The sequence below is a fragment of the Chitinimonas sp. JJ19 genome (assembly GCF_036961565.1).
Lineage (GTDB): Bacteria > Pseudomonadota > Gammaproteobacteria > Burkholderiales > Chitinimonadaceae > Chitinimonas.
Window position 1 is genome coordinate 29,846 of the sequence record NZ_JBAMDD010000020.1, and the last position, 16,727, is coordinate 46,572.

A 16,727-nucleotide genomic window follows, 5' to 3' on the forward strand; every position below is an offset into this window, starting at 1 on the left:
GCGCCGATCAATCGTGACGGCGAGCGCTGTCTGTTTTATATACCGTGTGCGCAAAACAAAGGCGCCCCTGGGGGCGCCTTGTCAGCCAAATGTGGGCTATCAGACCAGATTGCCCAAGTAGCGACGCTCCCACGGCGTGACCTCGTGCCAGAAGCTGGCCATCTCGGTCTCCTTGACTGCAATATAGCTGTCGACAAACTCGGCGCCCAGCCACTCGCGCGCCAGCTTGCTCTGGCCCATGCGCTCCAGCGCACTGTCCAGCGTGCGGGGCAGGCTGGGGCCGGTCTCGCCTTCCTGGTTGAATACCGTGCCTTCGGCTTCGGCGGTGGGCTTGAGCTGCTGCTCTATGCCATGCAGGCCGCAGGCCAGGCTGGCGGCCAGTGCCAGATAGGGGTTGGCGTCGCAGCCGGGAATGCGGTTTTCCACCCGGCGGGCGGCGGCACCGGAGCGGGGAATGCGTATACCCACGGTACGGTTGTCGTAGCCCCAGCTCAGGTTCACCGGTGCAGCCATGTGCTTGGCAAAGCGGCGGTAGCTGTTGACATGCGGGCAGAACAGCGGCATCAGCTCGGGTATGCCTTGCTGCTGGCCGGCGATGAACTGGTAGAACAGCTCGGTGGGCTGGCCATCGGCCGCGCTGAAGATATTGTTGCCATGGGCATCCACCACGCTTTGATGGATATGCATGGAGCTGCCGGGCTCGCCCGCCAGCGGCTTGGCCATGAATACCACCTGCAGGCCGTGCTTGAAGCCGATCTCGCGCAGCGCGTATTTGAACAGCAGGGTCTGGTCGGCCAGCTGCAGGGCATTGCCGTGCAACAGGTTGATTTCGTACTGGGCCGGGCCTAGCTCATGCACAAAGGTGTCGGCAGGAACATCCAGCGTCTCCAGGGCGGCGTAGACCTCATCCCAGAATGCGGCCAGATCATTCAGGCCGCCCAGGGTAAAGCCCTGGTTGCCGATCTCGGCCCGGCCACGCGGGCCGGAAAATGGCTGGAATGGCGCCTCCGGGGTGTTGCCGGCGGCCAGCAGGTAAAACTCCAACTCGGGCGCCACCACGGGCGACCAGCCGTGCTGCTGGTAGCGTGCCAGCACGTTCTTCAATACCGTGCGGGGGGCGATGGGGGTAGGGGTGCCATCGAGGTCGACGCAATCGTGTATGCATAGCGCACGGGGGCGGCTGGCCCAGGGCACAGGCTTGAGGGTGTCCAGCACCGGCTCCAGCTTCATGTCCGGGTCGCCTTCGCCAGAGTACTGGTAGTCCGCCCACTCGCCCGTCACTGTATGTATGGCCACGGCACGACACAGTCGCAGCTCGGCACCGCTGGCAAATGCCTTGGCCGGCAGTCCCTTGCCACGCGGTACGCCGTTGATGTCGGGCACCAGGCACTCCACCTCGCGTATGCCATGCTGGTCGAGAAATTCACTGATCTTGTCGTTTGTGCTCATGGGTATTCCTTGTTTTCTTGCTGGCCGGCCGGTGTGGCCCCGGCCCAGTCTCAATATGCCGCCGTGTGCTCGCCCAGGGTGGGCGGCGGGGTGTCATAGCAGATCGGTGTCTTGGAAAATTTGATGGGATTGGCCACCATCTTGACGCTGCCTGCAGGATGGGGAATCTCCACCACGGCGCCACGGGCCAGCGCCTGTGGCTCGGCCAGTGCCTCGGGTATGGTGTTGATGGGGCCGCCGGGTATGCCCAGGCTTTCCATCCCGCTGATCCAGTGGCTGCGTGGCTGGGTGGCCAGGGCGTCACTGATCATCGGTACCAGTATCTGGCGGTTTTCCACCCGTGCCTTGTTGGTGGCAAAACGGGCGTCTTGCGCCCACTCGGCATGGCCGCACAGCTCGGCAAAGCGGCCGAACTGGCCATCGTTGCCCACGGCGACGATAACGTGGCCGTCACTGGCGGCGAACGCCTGGTAAGGCACGATATTGGCGTGAGCATTGCCGTAGCGGGGGGGCTGTACATTGCCGACCAGATAGTTGCTGGCCACATTGGCCAGCATGGCCAACTGGCAGTCGAACAGCGCCAGGTCGATATGCTGGCCGATGCCAGTGCGGTCACGGTGGGCCAGGGCCGCCAGTATGGCGACGGTGGCATACATGCCGGTGAACAGGTCGGTGACGGCCACGCCCACTTTCTGCGGCTCGCCCTGCGGGTCGCCGGTGATGCTCATCAGCCCGCCCAGGCCCTGGATCATGAAATCGTAGCCAGCCTGGTCTGCGCGCGGCCCCTGCTGGCCGAAGCCAGTGATGGAGCAATACACCAGGTCGGGCTTGATGGCAGCCAGGCTGTCGTAGTCCAGGCCATATTTCTTCAGACCGCCGACCTTGAAGTTCTCCACCACCACATCGCAGTCTTTCACTAGTTCGCGCAGTCGGGCCTGGCCCTCTGGGCTGGCCATGTCGATGGCGACCGATTTTTTGCCCCGGTTGGCGCACAGGTAATAGGCCGACTCGCGGGTAGGCTGGCCTTCGCTGTCCTTGAGGAAAGGTGGCCCCCAGCCGCGGGTGTCGTCGCCGCCGTCGGGCTTTTCTATCTTGATGACCTCGGCGCCCATATCGGCCAGTTGCTGAGTGGCCCAGGGACCAGCCAGGACGCGGGAGAGGTCGAGGATGCGGAGATGCTGTAGTGCAGACATGGCTGCCCTTTATATAACGAGGGCAGGCCGGGCCTATCGTATAAACAGGCCCGCCTGCCCGGCGTCGCACCGGGTAGATGCGATTGCAAACTGATCCCCGGCGCGCTTGCGCAGGCCGGGGAAGGAGGGGACTTAGCTGCCGAAGGCGGCGATGCCGGTCTGGGCACGGCCCAGGATCAGGGCGTGCACATCATGGGTGCCTTCGTAGGTGTTGACGGCCTCCAGGTTCATCACATGGCGGATGACATGGAACTCGTCGCTGATGCCGTTGCCGCCGTGCATGTCACGGCTGATGCGGGCGATTTCCAGCGCCTTGCCGCAGTTGTTGCGCTTGATCAGCGAGATCATCTCGGGTGCTGCGCGGCCTTCGTCCATCAGGCGGCCCACACGCAGGGCGGCTTGCAGGCCCAGGGTGATCTCGGTCTGGAAGTTGGCCAGCTTCAGCTGCATCAGCTGGGTGGCTGCCAGGGGGCGGCCAAACTGCTTGCGATCCAGGGTGTACTGGCGGGAAGCGTGCCAGCAGAACTCGGCGGCACCCATGGCGCCCCAGGCGATGCCGTAACGGGCCTTGTTGAGGCAGCCGAACGGACCCTTGAGGCCACGCACATTGGGCAGCAGGTTGGCTTCCGGCACGAAAACCTCATCCATCACGATTTCGCCGGTGATGGAGGCGCGCAGCGAGAACTTGCCTTCTATCTTGGGGGCGGACAGGCCCTTCATGCCCTTGTCCAGCACAAAGCCACGAATCTCGCCGTCGTCGGTCTTGGCCCACACCACGAACACATCGGCAATGGGCGAGTTGGTGATCCACATCTTGGCGCCAGACAGCGAGTAGCCGCCATCAACCGAGCGGGCGCGGGTAATCATGCTGCCGGGGTCGGAGCCATGGTTGGGTTCGGTCAGGCCAAAGCAGCCCACCCATTCGCCGGTTGCCAGCTTGGGCAGGTACTTCTGCTTCTGTTCTTCGGTGCCGTAGGCATAGATGGGGTACATCACCAGCGAGCTTTGCACGCTCATGGCCGAGCGGTACCCGCTATCGACACGCTCGACTTCACGCGCAACCAGGCCATAGGCCACATGGCTGACGCCGGCGCAGCCGTAACCCTCAATGGTGGAACCCAGGAAACCCAGTTCGCCCAGCTCAGTCATGATCTCGCGGTCGAAACGCTCGTGCCGGTTGGCTTCCAAAACGCGGGGCTGCAAGCGGCCCTGGCAGTAATCGCGTGCTGCGTCGCGAATCATGCGCTCGTCGTCGGTCAGCTGTTCATCCAGCAAGAGTGCGTCGTCCCATTGAAAGTGCGGCTTGGCCATGTCTGTCTCCATCTACTGCGTTGCTGGGTTTGCCCGATACGGTGAGGCGGTCCTGGCAGGCCTGCTGCACCTGAATGCCACCGGCCAGGACGACACCTTGGCCGTATCACGCAAAACTTGAGTTGTTCCGCATTGCGGAACATAATTTCACCATGCGAAACAGAATACCGTTTGCCGGACGGGGTGTAAAGTCGGGCGGCGAGCCGAAATCAGAAAGCACGGATGCAGAAAAGCCTTAAGAATCGCTGGGATGCGCTCAGTGGCAATACCCGTGGGGTGCTGCTGGTGATACTGGGCATGCTGTGCTGGGCCGTACTCGATAGCTGCAACAAGCAGTTGATGAGCCGGGGGCTGGCACCCAAGCAGGTGTTGTTTCTGCAAGCCACCCTGGTGCTGCTGCTATTGCTGCCCTTGGCCATCCTGACGCGTGGGCGCGCCATGGCCACCCGCAATCCACGGCTGCATCTGATACGCGCGCTGTTTATCGTCACCTCGGCCTGGTGTGCTGCCTGGGCGGTCGCGCATCTGCCACTGGCCGAGGCGAGCGCTTATCTGATGACCGGCTCGCTGTTCATGCTGCCGCTGGGTGTGATGCTGCTGGGGGAGAAGCCCCATGGGCTGCGCTGGCTGGGTGTCGGGGTCGGCTTCTGTGGTGTGCTGGTGATACTGCAGCCAGGGGTTGATGCTTTCCGGCTGGCGGCCCTGGTGGCACTGCTGGGGGCATTCATGGAATCCATGCTGGGGGTGGTGCTGAAAAAATACTCGGCCGACGAAAAGGCCATCGCGGTGCTGACCTGGAGCCAGGTGGCCTGCTGGCTGACTTTTGGCCTGTTCACCGGCTTCAGCCTGCCCACGGTGCCGTGGGATCTGTGGTGGTTGCTGCCGCTGGTTGCCCTGTCTGCCTCGGGCATCTATCTGGCGTACTTCCATGCCTACCGCGCGGGCGATGCCTCGGCCGTGGAGGCGGGTAGCTTCTCACTGCTGCTGTTCAGCCCGGCATTGGGCTATGTGTTTTTCAATGAGGTGCCCGCGCTGGTGTTCTGGCTGGGTGCAGGCCTGCTGGTTGCCGGTATTGCGCTGGTGATCATCGAACCCAAGGGTAGAGCGACGTGAACGAGGATCAGGACCGATTGTTTGTCACCGCGCTGGCGCGCGGCCTGGATGTACTGGCGGCCTACCAGGCCGGCGACCGTGCGCTGGGTAATACCGAGCTGGCGCAACGCTGTGGCTTGCCGAAATCGACGGTTTCGCGGCTGACCTACACCCTGTGCAAGCTCGGTTACCTGAGCCAGGACGAATCAGGCAAGTATCGCCCGGCACCCGCCGTGCTGACCCTGGGTTTTGCGGCCTTATCGGGGTTGGACCTGCGAGAACGCGCGCGCGAGCCCATGCGGCGCCTGTCGGAAGAGACCGGCTTGTCCGTCACGCTGGGCGTGCGGCAGGGAACCCGGGTGGTCTATGTCGAAACCTGCCGGGCACTGACCAGGGTGGGGATCAGGCTGGAGGTGGGTTCTACCGTGCCACTGGCGACCACCGCCATAGGCAGGGCGCTATACATGGCGCTGGCGCCGGCGGAGCGGCAGGAAGTGACTTGCCTGCTGGCCGACGAGTACGGTGGTCGCTGGCCTGAGGTGGCGGCGCGGCTGCACGCTGCGCAAACTACTTACGGCGAGACTGGCTTCTGCGCCTCTTACGGTGAGTTTGAGCCCGACATCCATGCCGTGGCCGTGCCCATCGCCGGTAGCGCGCCGGCCATGGCCATCAATTGCAGCGGCCCGGCCTACCGGCTGACGCCGGCACGCTGGGCCGAGGAGATTGCGCCCCAGGTAGTCAGGCTGGCAGCACAGCTTTCTGTCTAGCCTGGACGCCATATGGGCAAAACACCTTGATTGACCTTGGCTGGTGGCGGGGATATGGTCACGCCACTGTTCACTGTGGAGGCCGTACCATGCTGCGTAGACTCACCGCACTCATTGCCCTGCTGGCAGCACCTGCCCTGTATGCAGCCGACTGCCCGGCTTTGCTCAAGCACGAATTCAAGACCCTGCAGGGCAAGCCGCTCGATCTGTGCAGCCTGGCGGGCAAGCCCATCCTGGTGGTGAATACCGCCAGCAAGTGCGGCTACACGCCCCAGTTCGAGAAGCTCGAGGCCATGTATAAGCAGTACAAGGCGCAGGGTTTGACGGTGGTGGGCTTTCCCTCCAACGACTTCAAGCAGGAGCTGGCGGACAACAAGCAGATCGCCGATTTCTGCAAGCTCACCTATTTCATCGAGTTTCCCATGGCGGAGGCCAGCAGCGTGACGGGTGAGACGGCCAACCCTTTCTTCAAGGCATTGGCACAAGCCAGCGGGCAGGCGCCCAAGTGGAACTTCCAGAAATACCTGATTGCGCCGGATGGCAAGACGGTCTACCCCTTCTCCACCCGTACCGAGCCTGATGCCGCTGAGGTGATGGCCAAGCTCAAACCCATGTTGCAGTAGCCAGGGGGCGGGCGCGGGTGGATTGGCGGACCGCAGGCCAAACTGTTTACCATGGCGGCCCTGCCATCCATGCCTGCCCACGCCATGCCCGACTTTATCGAGATATACGACGACGCCCTGAGCGCCGAGTTCTGCGCTGAGCTGATCGAGGCCTTCGAGGCCAGCCCCCATACGGTGGCTGGCCGCACCGGTGCCGGGGTGGATATCAGCAAGAAGCACAGTACTGATCTGCACCTCAACCAGCACCCGCAGTACCAGCGCTTCCTGCAGCAGGTCAGCCAGGTGACCAGCCACTATGCCGCCGAGTATTTCCGTAAATATCATTTTGCCCTGATCGCCCCGGTGGCCTTGACCCTGGCCGATCCGGTCACGGGGGCGCCGGTAGCGCTGACGCACGAGAACTATGCCGAGCTGGCTGCCGGGCAGACCGACGCGTTGATGCGTAGCCTGTACCGCCTGGGGCCAATACAGGCGCAGAAGTACCGGGCTGGCGAGGGTAACTACAACTACTGGCATTGCGAGGTCTATCCGCAACTACCGGCCAATGAGCCGCTACACCGCACCTTGCTGTTTATGTTCTATCTCAACGACGTGACCGAGGGCGGGCAGACCGAGTTCTACTATCAGGACAAGGCCATTGCACCGCGGCGCGGCCGCATGGTGATTGCACCGGCCTATTTCACCCACACCCACCGCGGCTGCACGCCGGTCTCTGGTGACAAATACATTCTGACCAGCTGGATATTGTTCAATCGGGCAGAACAACTATACGGCCAGGGTTGATAGGCTTGCTTACCCGATTTGGCTATATTCATCAAGGGTATGGCGTGCTTGCTTGCGGTGTTTGATCAATTTTTGTGACAAATACACAACGCATTTCGGGCGAAGGGAAATGCCCCGTATCAAGCTGGCGACAGCCTAAGGCCGACTGCTGCATAAGACCGGTATTGCTGGCTGATTGGGGTTATCCCTTATGTCAGAACTGGTAGGTATGACCCATCTTTAAAGTTTTCCCTACACGAAAATCCAACCCCCTTTGCTTGCTTGTTGCGCTGCGCTTCGATCACCATGAACTCGCCGTCACTTGATGGCCAGCCAGTCAGGATCATTGCAGGCGCAGCGCCTTCGGTACCGTCTACCGAGCCCATGCGGATTGCCGTGCCGACCGGCTTCAATCCAAATCTCAATAGGGGAGATTCGCTGTATGGAGAAGTCCTGTTTCAAGATGTCCCGACTCAGCCGCGCTGTCAGCCTGGGTCTTGCTACTGCTGTCGTCGGTATGGCCAGCGCCTCGGCTGCCGAGAATGTCCGCGTTATCGTGGCCTACAAGTCGGGCGTGAATGCCGCACTGCAAGCCGAGACCGCCGTGCTGGCAGCACGGGGTCAGGTTAAGCTGAAGATTGCCGGCACCCGTGCCATGGCAGTTGAAGTCCCTGTCAACGCAGTCGCCGCGCTGCGCAACAACCCCAATGTGGAATATGTCGAAGAAGACCTGCGCCGTCACACGATGGCGCTGTCCTCCCCATCGACTGGCAACCCCTACCTGAGCGGCCAGAAGGTGCCTTACGGCATCAAGCAGGTGCAGGCCGACCTGTTGGCCGGTGGGGACTCGCTGACCAGCAACCGCAAGGTCTGCATCATCGATTCTGGCTATAACCGCGACCACGAAGACCTGACTGGCAACACCGTGGCGGGCGAGTTCGACAACAATACCCGCTGGTGGTACACCGATGAGAACGGCCACGGCACGCATGTCGCCGGTACCATCGCCGCCGTCAACAACAGCGGCAAGGGTGTGGTGGGTGTGAATCCCAACAAGCGCCTGCGCCTGCATATCGTCAAGGTATTTGACGCCGATGGCTGGGCTTACTCCTCCACCCTGATTACGGCCGCCAACAAGTGCAAGACCATGGGCGCCAACGTGATCTCCATGTCGCTGGGCGGCGCTGGCCGTAGCCTCTCCGAAGAACGGGCTTTCGATAAGCTCCATGTTGGCGGCATCCTGCTGGTGGCCGCTGCCGGTAACGATGGCGACACCTCGCTGTCCTATCCGGCCTCCTACCCCAGCGTGATGTCGGTGGCGGCGGTGGACGAGAACAAGGCCTGGGCTCCCTTCTCGCAGTACAACAAGCAGGTTTCCATTGCCGGCCCTGGCGTTGATGTGCTGTCTACGGTGCCTATGGGCACCGGTAGCGAGTCGGTGCTGTCGGTGGCCGATACGGCCTATGCGGCGAATGAGATGACAGGTACACCCAAGATCACCGCTACGGCGGCACTGGCCGATTTTGGCCTGGGCGACAAGGTGGATGCGGCTGTTGCAGGCAAGATCTGCCTGATCGCCCGCGGCAGCGTGAGCTTTGCGGTAAAGGTGGGTAACTGCCAGACCAGCGGCGGCCTGGGTGCCATTGTGTACAACAACGCGCCGGGTAGCTTCAACGGCACCCTGGGTGGGGCGGTCACCACCATTCCTTCGGTATCGACCACCGATGTGGATGGTGCAGCACTGAAGGCGAAACTGGGTCTAAACACGACCGTGGGCGTGGCAGTCACCAACTATGGCACTATGAGCGGTACCTCCATGGCAACACCGCATGTGGCGGCCGTGGCGGCTTTGGTGTGGAGCTACTTCCCCCACTGTACCGCTGCCAAGGTGCGTAGCTCGCTCGAGCGTAGTGCATTGGACCTGGGCACGGCAGGCCGTGATGACAAGTATGGCCATGGCTTGGTGCAAGCCAAGGCAGCTTACGATCGCATCAACAACAAGGGCTGCGGTAACTAAACCCTGGGTGGCTACCCAGGCAACTGGGACCGTGGAAACGGGCAGCTTAGGCTGCCCGTTTTTTTGCTCTCGCTATGAACCCAAGTCATGGTTGGGGAGGGCTGTGCAGGTGCCTATCGCCTGTCGCTACGTGAAAAGCGGATGGGCATGGCGGGTTGCCTGATGGGGCCGGCTTCGGTCTCCACGGTCACGGTCCAGCCTCGGGCCTGGGCCAGTTCGCTGGCCAGGGCTTCGGGCAGGGTCAGCACGGGTTCCACGCAGGCGTCTACCGCAGCAAACACGGCACGCCAGTGGGCAAAGTCCTGTGCCGCAATATGCTGTGCCAAAGCCTGCTTGGCGGCCACGGGCGCCTGGCGGAATCGCACCAGCAAGTCCGGCTCTCCCAGCGCCTGGCACAAGGCTTCCAGAAAGACGGGTTCCAGGCTGCCCACCGCCAGCCAGCGGCCATCGCGGCAACGGTAGTAGTCGTAGTGGCTGCCACCGTTCAGCAGCCCAGCCTCGGCCGGCGTGTCCTCGCCCGCCCCCAACTGGCCGGCAGCGGCTAGGGCGTTGAGATGAAACGCGCAGTCGGTCATGGCGATATCGACATGCTGGCCCTGGCCATCGTGTTCACGCTGGTGCAAGGCTGCCAGGATGCCGATCACGGCATGCAATGAGCCGCCGGCGACGTCGGCCACCTGTATGCCCAGCGGCGGGGGGCCATCGGCTTGGCGGCCTGAGCCTGCGGCAATGCCCGCCAGGGCAAGGTAGTTGATATCGTGGCCCGCCCGGTCACGTAGTGGGCCAGTCTGGCCATAACCGGTAATGGAGCAGTACACCAGCCTGGGGTTCACGGTGGCCAGTGCCTCATAGCCCAGCCCCAGGCGGCTCATGACACCGGGGCGGAACTGCTCGACCAAGACATCGGCGGTAGCGACCAGCGCCAGCACCTGAGCCAGCGCGGCGGGTGATTTCAGATCCAGGCTCAGGCTCTGCTTGTGCCGATTGAGGTAGGCATGGGCGGTGGACACACCATGCACAAAGGGCGGTGTATGCCTGACCAGATCGGGTCGGCTGGGGGATTCGATACGGGTGATCTGGGCGCCCAGGTCGGCCAGCATGCGGGTGGCAAAGGGGCCGGGCAGCAGCGGCGAAAAATCCAGCACGGTCAGGCCGGCGAGGGGTAAGGCCATATGGTATGTCTCCCTAATTGTTGCTGTGGAGCATAGCAAGTGCTTGGTGGAAACGCTTGTTTGCATGCCGGCCAGGGCTGGGCGCAGCTAGCACAGGGCCGTCTGCATCGTGGTGCGGTCTGCTGCGCCCGGCAGGGCGGTACCCCTGCGCCAGATGCTTCTGGCGGCGCTGAGCGGTGCTTACTGCCTGGCGCTGCGGGCTGGATCAGCTTCCGCCATCCAGTCGGCCAGGGTGGCGTCGCCGGCCTTGCCGGTGGCGCGCAGGCCCTGCAGGGTGCCAGCAAAATCAGCCGGCGATCGGTTCTGGCTGAGCTTGAACTTGCCCTCCAGGCTGTCAAGCACGATGTCTATACCCACGATGGCCTTGTGCATCTGTGCCAGGAAGTCGGCCTTTACATCGCTGACCTGCCAGGGCTTGGCTTGGCTGGCCTCGAATTGATCGGTCAGGCGGGTCAGCAGGGCGGTGAGACGGGCGGGATCGCGATAGGTCCGAATACGCCCGCGTGCCTGCACCACGGCAAAGTTCCAGGTAGGTACGGCTTTGCCATGCTGCTGCTTGCTGGGATACCAGTTGGGCGAGATATAGGCGTCAGGGCCATGGAACAATACGGTGGCCGGGAGTCCATCCAGTTGCGCCAGCGGGTTGCCGCTGGCGACATGGCCCAGCAAGGTACCGTGCTCGCCTGCTGCGGCGTCCAGCAACATGGGCAGCAGGTTGATTTCCAGACCGGATTCCAGGTTGACGACCACGGTGGCCAGCGGGTAGCTGGCGATCAACGACTGCAACGGTTCGGCCCGTGTTTCGCGGAAGTGGTTGGGTTGGTACATGGTGGGCTTCCCTGCAAAGTTGGTATCAGGCCAGTGCGGTACTGGCATGGTGGGGGATGGGTTCGCCCAAACGGGTCTCGAGCGGCCACACGCCAGCCCAGACCGGCAGCGACAGATCCGCTTCATCGTCTTCGGGCGGCCCTTGCCGTATCTTGGCGACGGCCTCGATGATGGGCAGTGCCAGCACGGTGGTGGCGGCCAGTTCGTTGGCGTCGGGCATGCGTACCTGGGCTCGGCGGCCGGGCTCCAGCTTGTCCATGAAGGCATCCAGCGAAGCGCTACGCTCTGCTGCCGGCAGGGGCGCAAACCGACCATACACCATGGCGGAGCGATAGTTCATGGAATGGTGGAATGCCGAGCGCGCCAGCACCAGGCCGTCCAGGTGGGTGATGCAGACGCAGGCAGGGATGCCGGTGGCCAGCGCCCTTAACAGGCGGCTGCCATTGCTGCCGTGGATATGGATGGCCTCGTCCACCCGCCAGTGTGCGGTGGGAATGCAGTGCGACTGGCCATCCAGGCTGAAGGCGATGTGGCAGATCCAGGCATGGTCCACGATGGCATGCACAGTGGCTTGGTCATAGCTGGCCCTTTGGGCAATGCGGCGTACGCGGGTCAGGTCGGTTGGCGTGTAATGGCTCATGGCTAGTTCCGTGTCGGCGCGTATCGGTTTCAGTGGGCGGGGCGGGGGATATAGAAGGCATGGCTGGCCTGTTGAAATCCCAGCCTGGGGTAGTAATCCATGGCCGTTGGTGCTGACAGCAGCACCAATTGGCACTCGCTGCCTATCTCTGCCTGCACGGCGGCCACCAGCGCACGCCCCAGGCCCTGGTGCTGCAGGCTGGCATCCACGGCCAGATCGGACAGATAGCAAACCCAGCCGTAGTCGCAGAAACAGCGTGCTGCACCGATCAGCTGCTCACCCTCCCAGGCGGTGACCAGTAGATTGGCATGCTCCAGCATGCGCGCCAGGCGGGCCTGATCGTCGATGGGGCGTGCCAGGCCAGCGCGGCGATAGAGATCAGACAGTTGGTCTGGCCGTACAGGCTGGTTAAGGGCAATGCGCATGGAGTTTCCTTGCTGGCTTTTGGGGTGTTGACGGGATAGCAGCCAAGCGTAAAGCTATATTGGTTCCTTTAAAGGTGCCGATTGATCGATGTTGAATGGAACCAATTTGCCGGCCTTGCTGGACTACCTGGCGGCCAGGCTGGATCGCCAGGGGGCGGAGCCGCTCCATCGCCAGCTCTACCGTGCCTTAAGGCAGGCAATACAGCAGGGGCTACTGCCGGGCGATACCGCTTTGCCGGCCAGCCGTGTACTGGCCCAGGCATTGGCGGTGGCACGCAATACGGTGCTGCACGCCTACGAGCAGCTTTGCGCCGAAGGTTTTTGCCAAGCCAGGGCGGGCGCAGGCACGTTCGTGGCAGCACAGCTGCCCGAGCCCGCGGCTTGGCCGGCCCGCCAGACAGCGATAGGCGAGGCACTGCCGCTATCGCGGCGGGCTGCAGCCTGGTTGGACGTGATGGGCGAGCGGGTGGAGTCGGCTGCGGCTGCATTTGCACCGGGGCGGCCTGACCTGGCGGCTTTTCCCTGGCCTGTCTGGTGGCGTTTGCTGCAGGCACAGCAACGCGGGGCCCAGGCGGATGATTTTGACTACCGCGAGCAGGGTGGCCACCCTGCGCTCAAGCAGGCCTTGGCGGGCTATCTGCAGTTATCTCGCGGTGTGGTGTGCGGGCCGGCGCAGGTGCTGGTCTGCAGCGGCATGCAGCAGGCGCTGGACTTGCTGGGACGCGCGCTGGCGGACACGGGTGATACCGTCTGGATGGAGGAGCCCGGTTATCGGGGAGCGCGCATGGCCTGGTTGGCCACTGGCCTTTCGGTTTGCCCTGTACCAGTGGATGAGGAGGGCCTGGACTGGCAGGGGCGGGCGCTACCGGCGCCGCGGCTGGTCTATGTGACTCCGTCGCACCAGTATCCGCTGGGCAGTGTCATGAGCCTGGCGCGCCGGCAGGCCTTGCTGGCCGAAGCCGCACGGCAGGGGGCTTGGGTGGTGGAGGACGATTACGATGGCGAGTTCCGCCATGCTGGCCGGCCCCTGGCGGCCATGCAGGGGCTGGATAGCAGCGGCAGGGTGATTTACCTGGGCACTTTCAGCAAGGTCATGTTTCCCGCCTTGCGGCTGGCTTACCTGGTGGTGCCGGCGGCGCTGGCAGCGCCATTGCGGCAACTGCAGGCGCGCCTGTATCGCGAGGGAGACTATACGGCCCAGGCGGCCTTGGCCCGCTTTATCGAGGAGGGCCATTTTGGCAGCCATCTGCGCCGCATGCGGGGTGTCTATGCCCGTCGCCAGGCAAAGCTGCGCAAGGTGTTGGAGGATGAGCTGGGAGATGCCTTGCCCCTGCTGGGGGGCGAGGCGGGCATGCATGTGACGGCTCGGCTACCCACAGGCTGGGACGATGCCAAGGTCAGCACTATCCTAGCGCAGCAAGGCATCGCCGCGCCACCGCTGTCAGCCTACTGCGCGGGTGAGCCACCGTTCCCTGGCTTGGTGCTGGGCTATGCCGGGGTGGATGATGCCAGCCTGACGCTGGCAGCCGTCAGGCTGGCCCAGGCCCTGCATGGCATGGGGATCAGATCCAGCCCAACACTCCGATAAACAGAATCAGGGCGCACAGCACGATGGTGGCGAGACCGCCCACCACGGCCAACTGGTGTTTGCGGGAGGGCATGTCGTGCACCCAGTAAGCCACCAGGAAGAACGGTAGATAACCTATCAACCAGATCAGCCATGGCGCCTTGGTGTTCCAGCCGCGCCATTCCCAGGTCAGCGCGCCGATATGGTTGAGGCCATATTCGACCAGCACGCACAGCACTGAGCTCACCACAGCCAGCAACCAGCGGTTGTTGATGCCCAGCAGCTTGAGCGTGCGGTCGGCTGGCAGTGTGCGTACGGCATACAGACCCATGATGGCGAACATCAGGCAGATTTCGATGTTGAGCCCCACCAGGATCACGTAGGCCGAGCCGCCTGGGGTGGCCCAGGCAGGGGCATAGCCGGAGAAGTGCAATAGCAGGCCGTTCCAGATTTCATTGATCCAGTCCATCAGCCAGAAGGCGATACCGCCCAGCACCACGCTCCAGCGCTTCTCGGCTGCCTGCTCGCCATAGGCATGTATGACCAGCAGCAGAAGGGGAATGACGTACCACTGGAAGTGGCTGGGGTCGCGCAGCAGCGCCTGCGCCTGGGCTGCAGATGGGGCAATCATTGCAAGGCTCCGTCTTGAAGTAGGGAGGCCATGCTAGGCCTTGGTGCGAGGTGGGGCTTGACTTGCCGGGCCAGCTTTTTGACACTTCAGGCCATGATCAAGCTGGAAATCGAACGTGCGAATCCGCCACTGCCGGTAACTGGCAGTGTGCCTGGCACTTATGTGCGGCTGCTGTTCGATTATCTGGCAGCGCTGGGGCAGGCTGTAGGCCGCGTGCTGGGTGAGGCAGCCTCGCCACCGGGGCCGGACGGCACGGTTACCGCAGCCCACTGGCGCCAGCTGCTGACCCAGGCTGCACTGCATCTGGCCGACCCTGCCTTGGGCCTGCGCCTGGGGGCAACCATTACACCGGCTCACCTTGGGCCGCTAGGCTATGTGCTGCAGCTCTCGGGTTCATCTGCCACGGCGCTGGAGCGCTATCTTCGATACCAACGGCTGGTGCATGATGTCAGCCCCGTGCGGCACTATCCGGCAGGCGGTGCGGTGGTGCTGGAGTGGGGCGACGATGCCCGCGCCATCGGGCTGCTGGCCAACCAATGCGGGCTGGCGGCCCTGGTCCATTTCGCCCGCTGTATCACAGGGCAGCCATTGCGGCCCCTGATGGTGCATTTTGTGGAGGCCGCACCGGCCGATATGCGCCCCTATGTCGAGCTGTTCGGCTGCCCAGTGCTGTTTGGCCAGACGGCAGCCCGCGTCCACTTGCCGGCTGCTGTCCTGGCCCTGCCTTTACGCCAGCCCGATCCAGCCCTGGCGGCGATGCTGGAGCAACAGGTGGCCGCGCTGTTCGCCGCCATGCCAGCCCGTGAGGCACTGCTGCAGTCGGTCCGCGGCTTTATCTCGCAGCACCTGGTGCAGGGCGAGCCTGCCCTGCAGGCCTGCGCCCAGGCGCTGAACCTGTCGGACCGTACCCTGCGTCGGCGTTTGCAAGCGCTGGGCTGGCACTACCGCGCACTGCTGGAGGATAGCCGCCGCTGCCTGGCAGAAAGCTATCTGCGCGACCGTCGCCTGGCCCTGCCCGAGGTGGCACTGCTGCTGGGCTACTCGGAACAGAGCGCCTTCAATCGGGCATTCCGACGCTGGACGGGGATGTCACCCAGGCGGTGGCGCTTGACCCATACCTGACAGTCACGGGGGGCGAGGGCGGGGGGAGTGGGCTCAATCAAGGGAAAGCCTTCTGGTTCAGGCTGCGTGGAAGCCCAGCGCCAGGGTTTCCCTGGCGCCTGCGCAGTCCGTGACACCCATCAATGCCCTGGGTACAGACGGGCGCTGAAGCCCATTCAAAATGATGATGAGCGCCAGCGAAGCTCCCTCCACGCACCGTGCAACGTGGACTTCCGTCGCGGCGGCGAGGGCGGGGGGAGTGGGCTCAATCAGGGGAGAGCCTATGGGTTCAGGTGGTGCGGAAGCATAGCGCCAGGGTTTCCCTGGCGCCTGCGCTGTCCGTGACACCCATCAATACCCTGGGTACAGACAGGCTCTCAAGGCCAGGCGGCCTCCAGCGACTTGTACTTGCCGTTCTTGCGTATCGCCTCCATGCCCTGGTTGAACTTTTCCACGAACTTGGCGCTGTCCGGGTGCTTCTTGGAGAAGGCGATATACAGGCCTGGCTCGGCAGTCATGCCCACGGCCTTGAACTTGCCGGTGAATTCGGCCTTGTTCTTGCTGAAGATGGCATTGGCTACTTTCTCGTAGGCCACCATGTACTGCACCCGCTTGGCCAGCAGTTTGCGGAAACCCTGCTCATCCTGGTTGCTGACGCTGCGCTTGATCTTGGTGTTGCGATCAAAGTCGTCACCGTATTCATAGTTATTGGTGACCGCCACATCCTTGCCTTCCAGGCTCTTGGGCGTCAGCCCGCTCTCGCTGCTGTCGGCCGGGGCGTAGATATTGATGCGGGCATTGAACATGGGCTTGGCGTGCCACAGGTAGTCGTTTTCCAGCAGGCTGTTACGGGCGGCATTGAAGCAGCCCACCAGCTTGCCTTCCTTGGCTTCGCTCATACAGCGTGCGTAGGGCACCACGGCGAACTTCACCTCCACCCCAGCCGCCTTGTAGGCTTCGCGCACCAAGTCGACAGCAAAGCCCTTGGCGTCATTGCCTACCTTGGAGCAGTACGGCGCCCAATCGTCTTCGGCACCTATGGTCACGGTTTCGGCCCAGGCAGCAGCGCTGCATGCCATGACGGCACTCAGGATAAACAGTTTCATCATTCGCCCTTTTCATAGTTGAGTAGGCTCGGCTAGCGGCAAA

General features: G+C 63.2%; 17 protein-coding genes. 8 read left to right on the plus strand and 9 right to left on the minus strand.

Annotated features, from left to right (window positions below; all coding sequences use genetic code 11):
- Positions 1-99 precede the first annotated feature (99 nt).
- From V7714_RS18770 to V7714_RS18780, 3 genes are all read right to left on the minus strand, one after another.
- On the minus strand, positions 100-1,449 hold the full coding sequence (locus tag V7714_RS18770; protein WP_284198311.1) for a glutamine synthetase family protein: 1,350 nt from the start codon (positions 1,447-1,449) through the stop codon (positions 100-102).
- A gap of 50 nt (positions 1,450-1,499) precedes the next feature.
- Positions 1,500-2,642 (minus strand): CaiB/BaiF CoA transferase family protein, encoded by a 1,143-nt coding sequence (locus V7714_RS18775; protein ID WP_335711094.1) that lies wholly within the window; start codon positions 2,640-2,642, stop codon positions 1,500-1,502.
- Between the two features lie 132 nt (positions 2,643-2,774).
- Positions 2,775-3,953, minus strand: coding sequence for an acyl-CoA dehydrogenase (locus tag V7714_RS18780; RefSeq protein WP_290333120.1), 1,179 nt, complete (start codon positions 3,951-3,953; stop codon positions 2,775-2,777).
- Here V7714_RS18780 and V7714_RS18785 point away from each other — a divergent pair.
- The 6 genes from V7714_RS18785 to V7714_RS18810 all read left to right on the plus strand — a co-directional run bounded on the left by V7714_RS18785 (position 3,952) and on the right by V7714_RS18810 (position 9,214).
- Positions 3,952-4,074 (plus strand): hypothetical protein, encoded by a 123-nt coding sequence (locus V7714_RS18785; protein ID WP_335711095.1) that lies wholly within the window; start codon positions 3,952-3,954, stop codon positions 4,072-4,074. The two genes, V7714_RS18780 and V7714_RS18785, sit on opposite strands and share 2 nt — an antisense overlap.
- Before the next feature lie 101 nt (positions 4,075-4,175).
- Entirely contained in the window at positions 4,176-5,066 is an 891-nt protein-coding gene (locus tag V7714_RS18790; protein ID WP_335711096.1) for a DMT family transporter, read from the plus strand.
- Positions 5,063-5,812 carry an IclR family transcriptional regulator gene (locus tag V7714_RS18795; protein ID WP_335711097.1) on the plus strand — a complete coding sequence of 250 codons (750 nt, stop codon included), beginning with the start codon at positions 5,063-5,065 and terminating at the stop codon, positions 5,810-5,812. The genes V7714_RS18790 and V7714_RS18795 overlap by 4 nt, the downstream gene beginning before the upstream one ends.
- Positions 5,813-5,901: 89 nt before the next feature.
- Positions 5,902-6,435: a glutathione peroxidase gene (locus V7714_RS18800; protein WP_335711098.1), complete on the plus strand. Its 534-nt coding sequence runs from the start codon at positions 5,902-5,904 to the stop codon at positions 6,433-6,435.
- Between the two features lie 51 nt (positions 6,436-6,486).
- Positions 6,487-7,218, plus strand: a complete 732-nt coding sequence (locus V7714_RS18805) for a 2OG-Fe(II) oxygenase (protein ID WP_335711099.1) — start codon at positions 6,487-6,489, stop codon at positions 7,216-7,218.
- A 421-nt stretch (positions 7,219-7,639) separates the two neighbouring features.
- Complete coding sequence (locus V7714_RS18810) at positions 7,640-9,214, plus strand: S8 family serine peptidase (RefSeq protein WP_335711100.1); 1,575 nt, start codon at positions 7,640-7,642, stop codon at positions 9,212-9,214.
- Positions 9,215-9,327: 113 nt separating this feature from the next.
- Here the strand turns inward: V7714_RS18810 and V7714_RS18815 are convergent, their stop codons facing one another.
- From V7714_RS18815 to V7714_RS18830, 4 genes are all read right to left on the minus strand, one after another.
- Positions 9,328-10,386, minus strand: coding sequence for a CaiB/BaiF CoA transferase family protein (locus V7714_RS18815; protein WP_335711101.1), 1,059 nt, complete (start codon positions 10,384-10,386; stop codon positions 9,328-9,330).
- A 180-nt stretch (positions 10,387-10,566) separates the two neighbouring features.
- The gene (locus V7714_RS18820; RefSeq protein ID WP_335711102.1) at positions 10,567-11,214 is read right to left on the minus strand and encodes an FMN-binding negative transcriptional regulator; all 648 of its coding nucleotides are present in this window, start codon (positions 11,212-11,214) and stop codon (positions 10,567-10,569) included.
- Between the two features lie 25 nt (positions 11,215-11,239).
- Positions 11,240-11,854: a pyridoxamine 5'-phosphate oxidase family protein gene (locus tag V7714_RS18825; protein ID WP_335711103.1), complete on the minus strand. Its 615-nt coding sequence runs from the start codon at positions 11,852-11,854 to the stop codon at positions 11,240-11,242.
- A 29-nt stretch (positions 11,855-11,883) separates the two neighbouring features.
- Positions 11,884-12,279 carry a GNAT family N-acetyltransferase gene (locus tag V7714_RS18830; RefSeq protein ID WP_335711104.1) on the minus strand — a complete coding sequence of 132 codons (396 nt, stop codon included), beginning with the start codon at positions 12,277-12,279 and terminating at the stop codon, positions 11,884-11,886.
- A gap of 88 nt (positions 12,280-12,367) precedes the next feature.
- Here V7714_RS18830 and pdxR point away from each other — a divergent pair, with 88 nt between their 5' ends.
- On the plus strand, positions 12,368-13,867 hold the full coding sequence (pdxR, locus tag V7714_RS18835) for a MocR-like pyridoxine biosynthesis transcription factor PdxR (RefSeq protein ID WP_335711105.1): 1,500 nt from the start codon (positions 12,368-12,370) through the stop codon (positions 13,865-13,867).
- Here pdxR and V7714_RS18840 read toward each other — a convergent pair.
- Complete coding sequence (locus tag V7714_RS18840; RefSeq protein WP_335711106.1) at positions 13,842-14,477, minus strand: hypothetical protein; 636 nt, start codon at positions 14,475-14,477, stop codon at positions 13,842-13,844. The genes pdxR and V7714_RS18840 overlap by 26 nt on opposite strands.
- Positions 14,478-14,570: 93 nt before the next feature.
- On the opposite strand from V7714_RS18840, the gene V7714_RS18845 reads away from it, so the two are divergent.
- The gene (locus tag V7714_RS18845) at positions 14,571-15,599 is read left to right on the plus strand and encodes an AraC family transcriptional regulator (RefSeq protein WP_335711107.1); all 1,029 of its coding nucleotides are present in this window, start codon (positions 14,571-14,573) and stop codon (positions 15,597-15,599) included.
- Between the two features lie 356 nt (positions 15,600-15,955).
- Here V7714_RS18845 and V7714_RS18850 read toward each other — a convergent pair whose 3' ends face one another.
- Positions 15,956-16,687, minus strand: a complete 732-nt coding sequence (locus V7714_RS18850; protein ID WP_335711108.1) for a substrate-binding periplasmic protein — start codon at positions 16,685-16,687, stop codon at positions 15,956-15,958.
- Positions 16,688-16,727 lie beyond the last annotated feature (40 nt).

Bases quoted from the DNA above. Each gene is read 5' to 3' on its own strand.
- V7714_RS18770 (WP_284198311.1), bottom strand. From the start codon at position 1,449: ATGAGCACAAACGACAAGATCAGTGAATTTCTCGACCAGCATGGCATA.
- V7714_RS18775 (WP_335711094.1), bottom strand. From the start codon at position 2,642: ATGTCTGCACTACAGCATCTCCGCATCCTCGACCTCTCCCGCGTCCTG.
- V7714_RS18785 (WP_335711095.1), top strand. From the start codon at position 3,952: ATGTCTGTCTCCATCTACTGCGTTGCTGGGTTTGCCCGATACGGTGAG.
- V7714_RS18780 (WP_290333120.1), bottom strand. From the start codon at position 3,953: ATGGCCAAGCCGCACTTTCAATGGGACGACGCACTCTTGCTGGATGAA.
- V7714_RS18790 (WP_335711096.1), top strand. From the start codon at position 4,176: ATGCAGAAAAGCCTTAAGAATCGCTGGGATGCGCTCAGTGGCAATACC.
- V7714_RS18800 (WP_335711098.1), top strand. From the start codon at position 5,902: ATGCTGCGTAGACTCACCGCACTCATTGCCCTGCTGGCAGCACCTGCC.
- V7714_RS18805 (WP_335711099.1), top strand. From the start codon at position 6,487: ATGGCGGCCCTGCCATCCATGCCTGCCCACGCCATGCCCGACTTTATC.
- V7714_RS18810 (WP_335711100.1), top strand. From the start codon at position 7,640: ATGGAGAAGTCCTGTTTCAAGATGTCCCGACTCAGCCGCGCTGTCAGC.
- V7714_RS18815 (WP_335711101.1), bottom strand. From the start codon at position 10,386: ATGGCCTTACCCCTCGCCGGCCTGACCGTGCTGGATTTTTCGCCGCTG.
- V7714_RS18820 (WP_335711102.1), bottom strand. From the start codon at position 11,214: ATGTACCAACCCAACCACTTCCGCGAAACACGGGCCGAACCGTTGCAG.
- V7714_RS18825 (WP_335711103.1), bottom strand. From the start codon at position 11,854: ATGAGCCATTACACGCCAACCGACCTGACCCGCGTACGCCGCATTGCC.
- V7714_RS18830 (WP_335711104.1), bottom strand. From the start codon at position 12,279: ATGCGCATTGCCCTTAACCAGCCTGTACGGCCAGACCAACTGTCTGAT.
- pdxR (WP_335711105.1), top strand. From the start codon at position 12,368: ATGTTGAATGGAACCAATTTGCCGGCCTTGCTGGACTACCTGGCGGCC.
- V7714_RS18840 (WP_335711106.1), bottom strand. From the start codon at position 14,477: ATGATTGCCCCATCTGCAGCCCAGGCGCAGGCGCTGCTGCGCGACCCC.
- V7714_RS18845 (WP_335711107.1), top strand. From the start codon at position 14,571: ATGATCAAGCTGGAAATCGAACGTGCGAATCCGCCACTGCCGGTAACT.
- V7714_RS18850 (WP_335711108.1), bottom strand. From the start codon at position 16,687: ATGATGAAACTGTTTATCCTGAGTGCCGTCATGGCATGCAGCGCTGCT.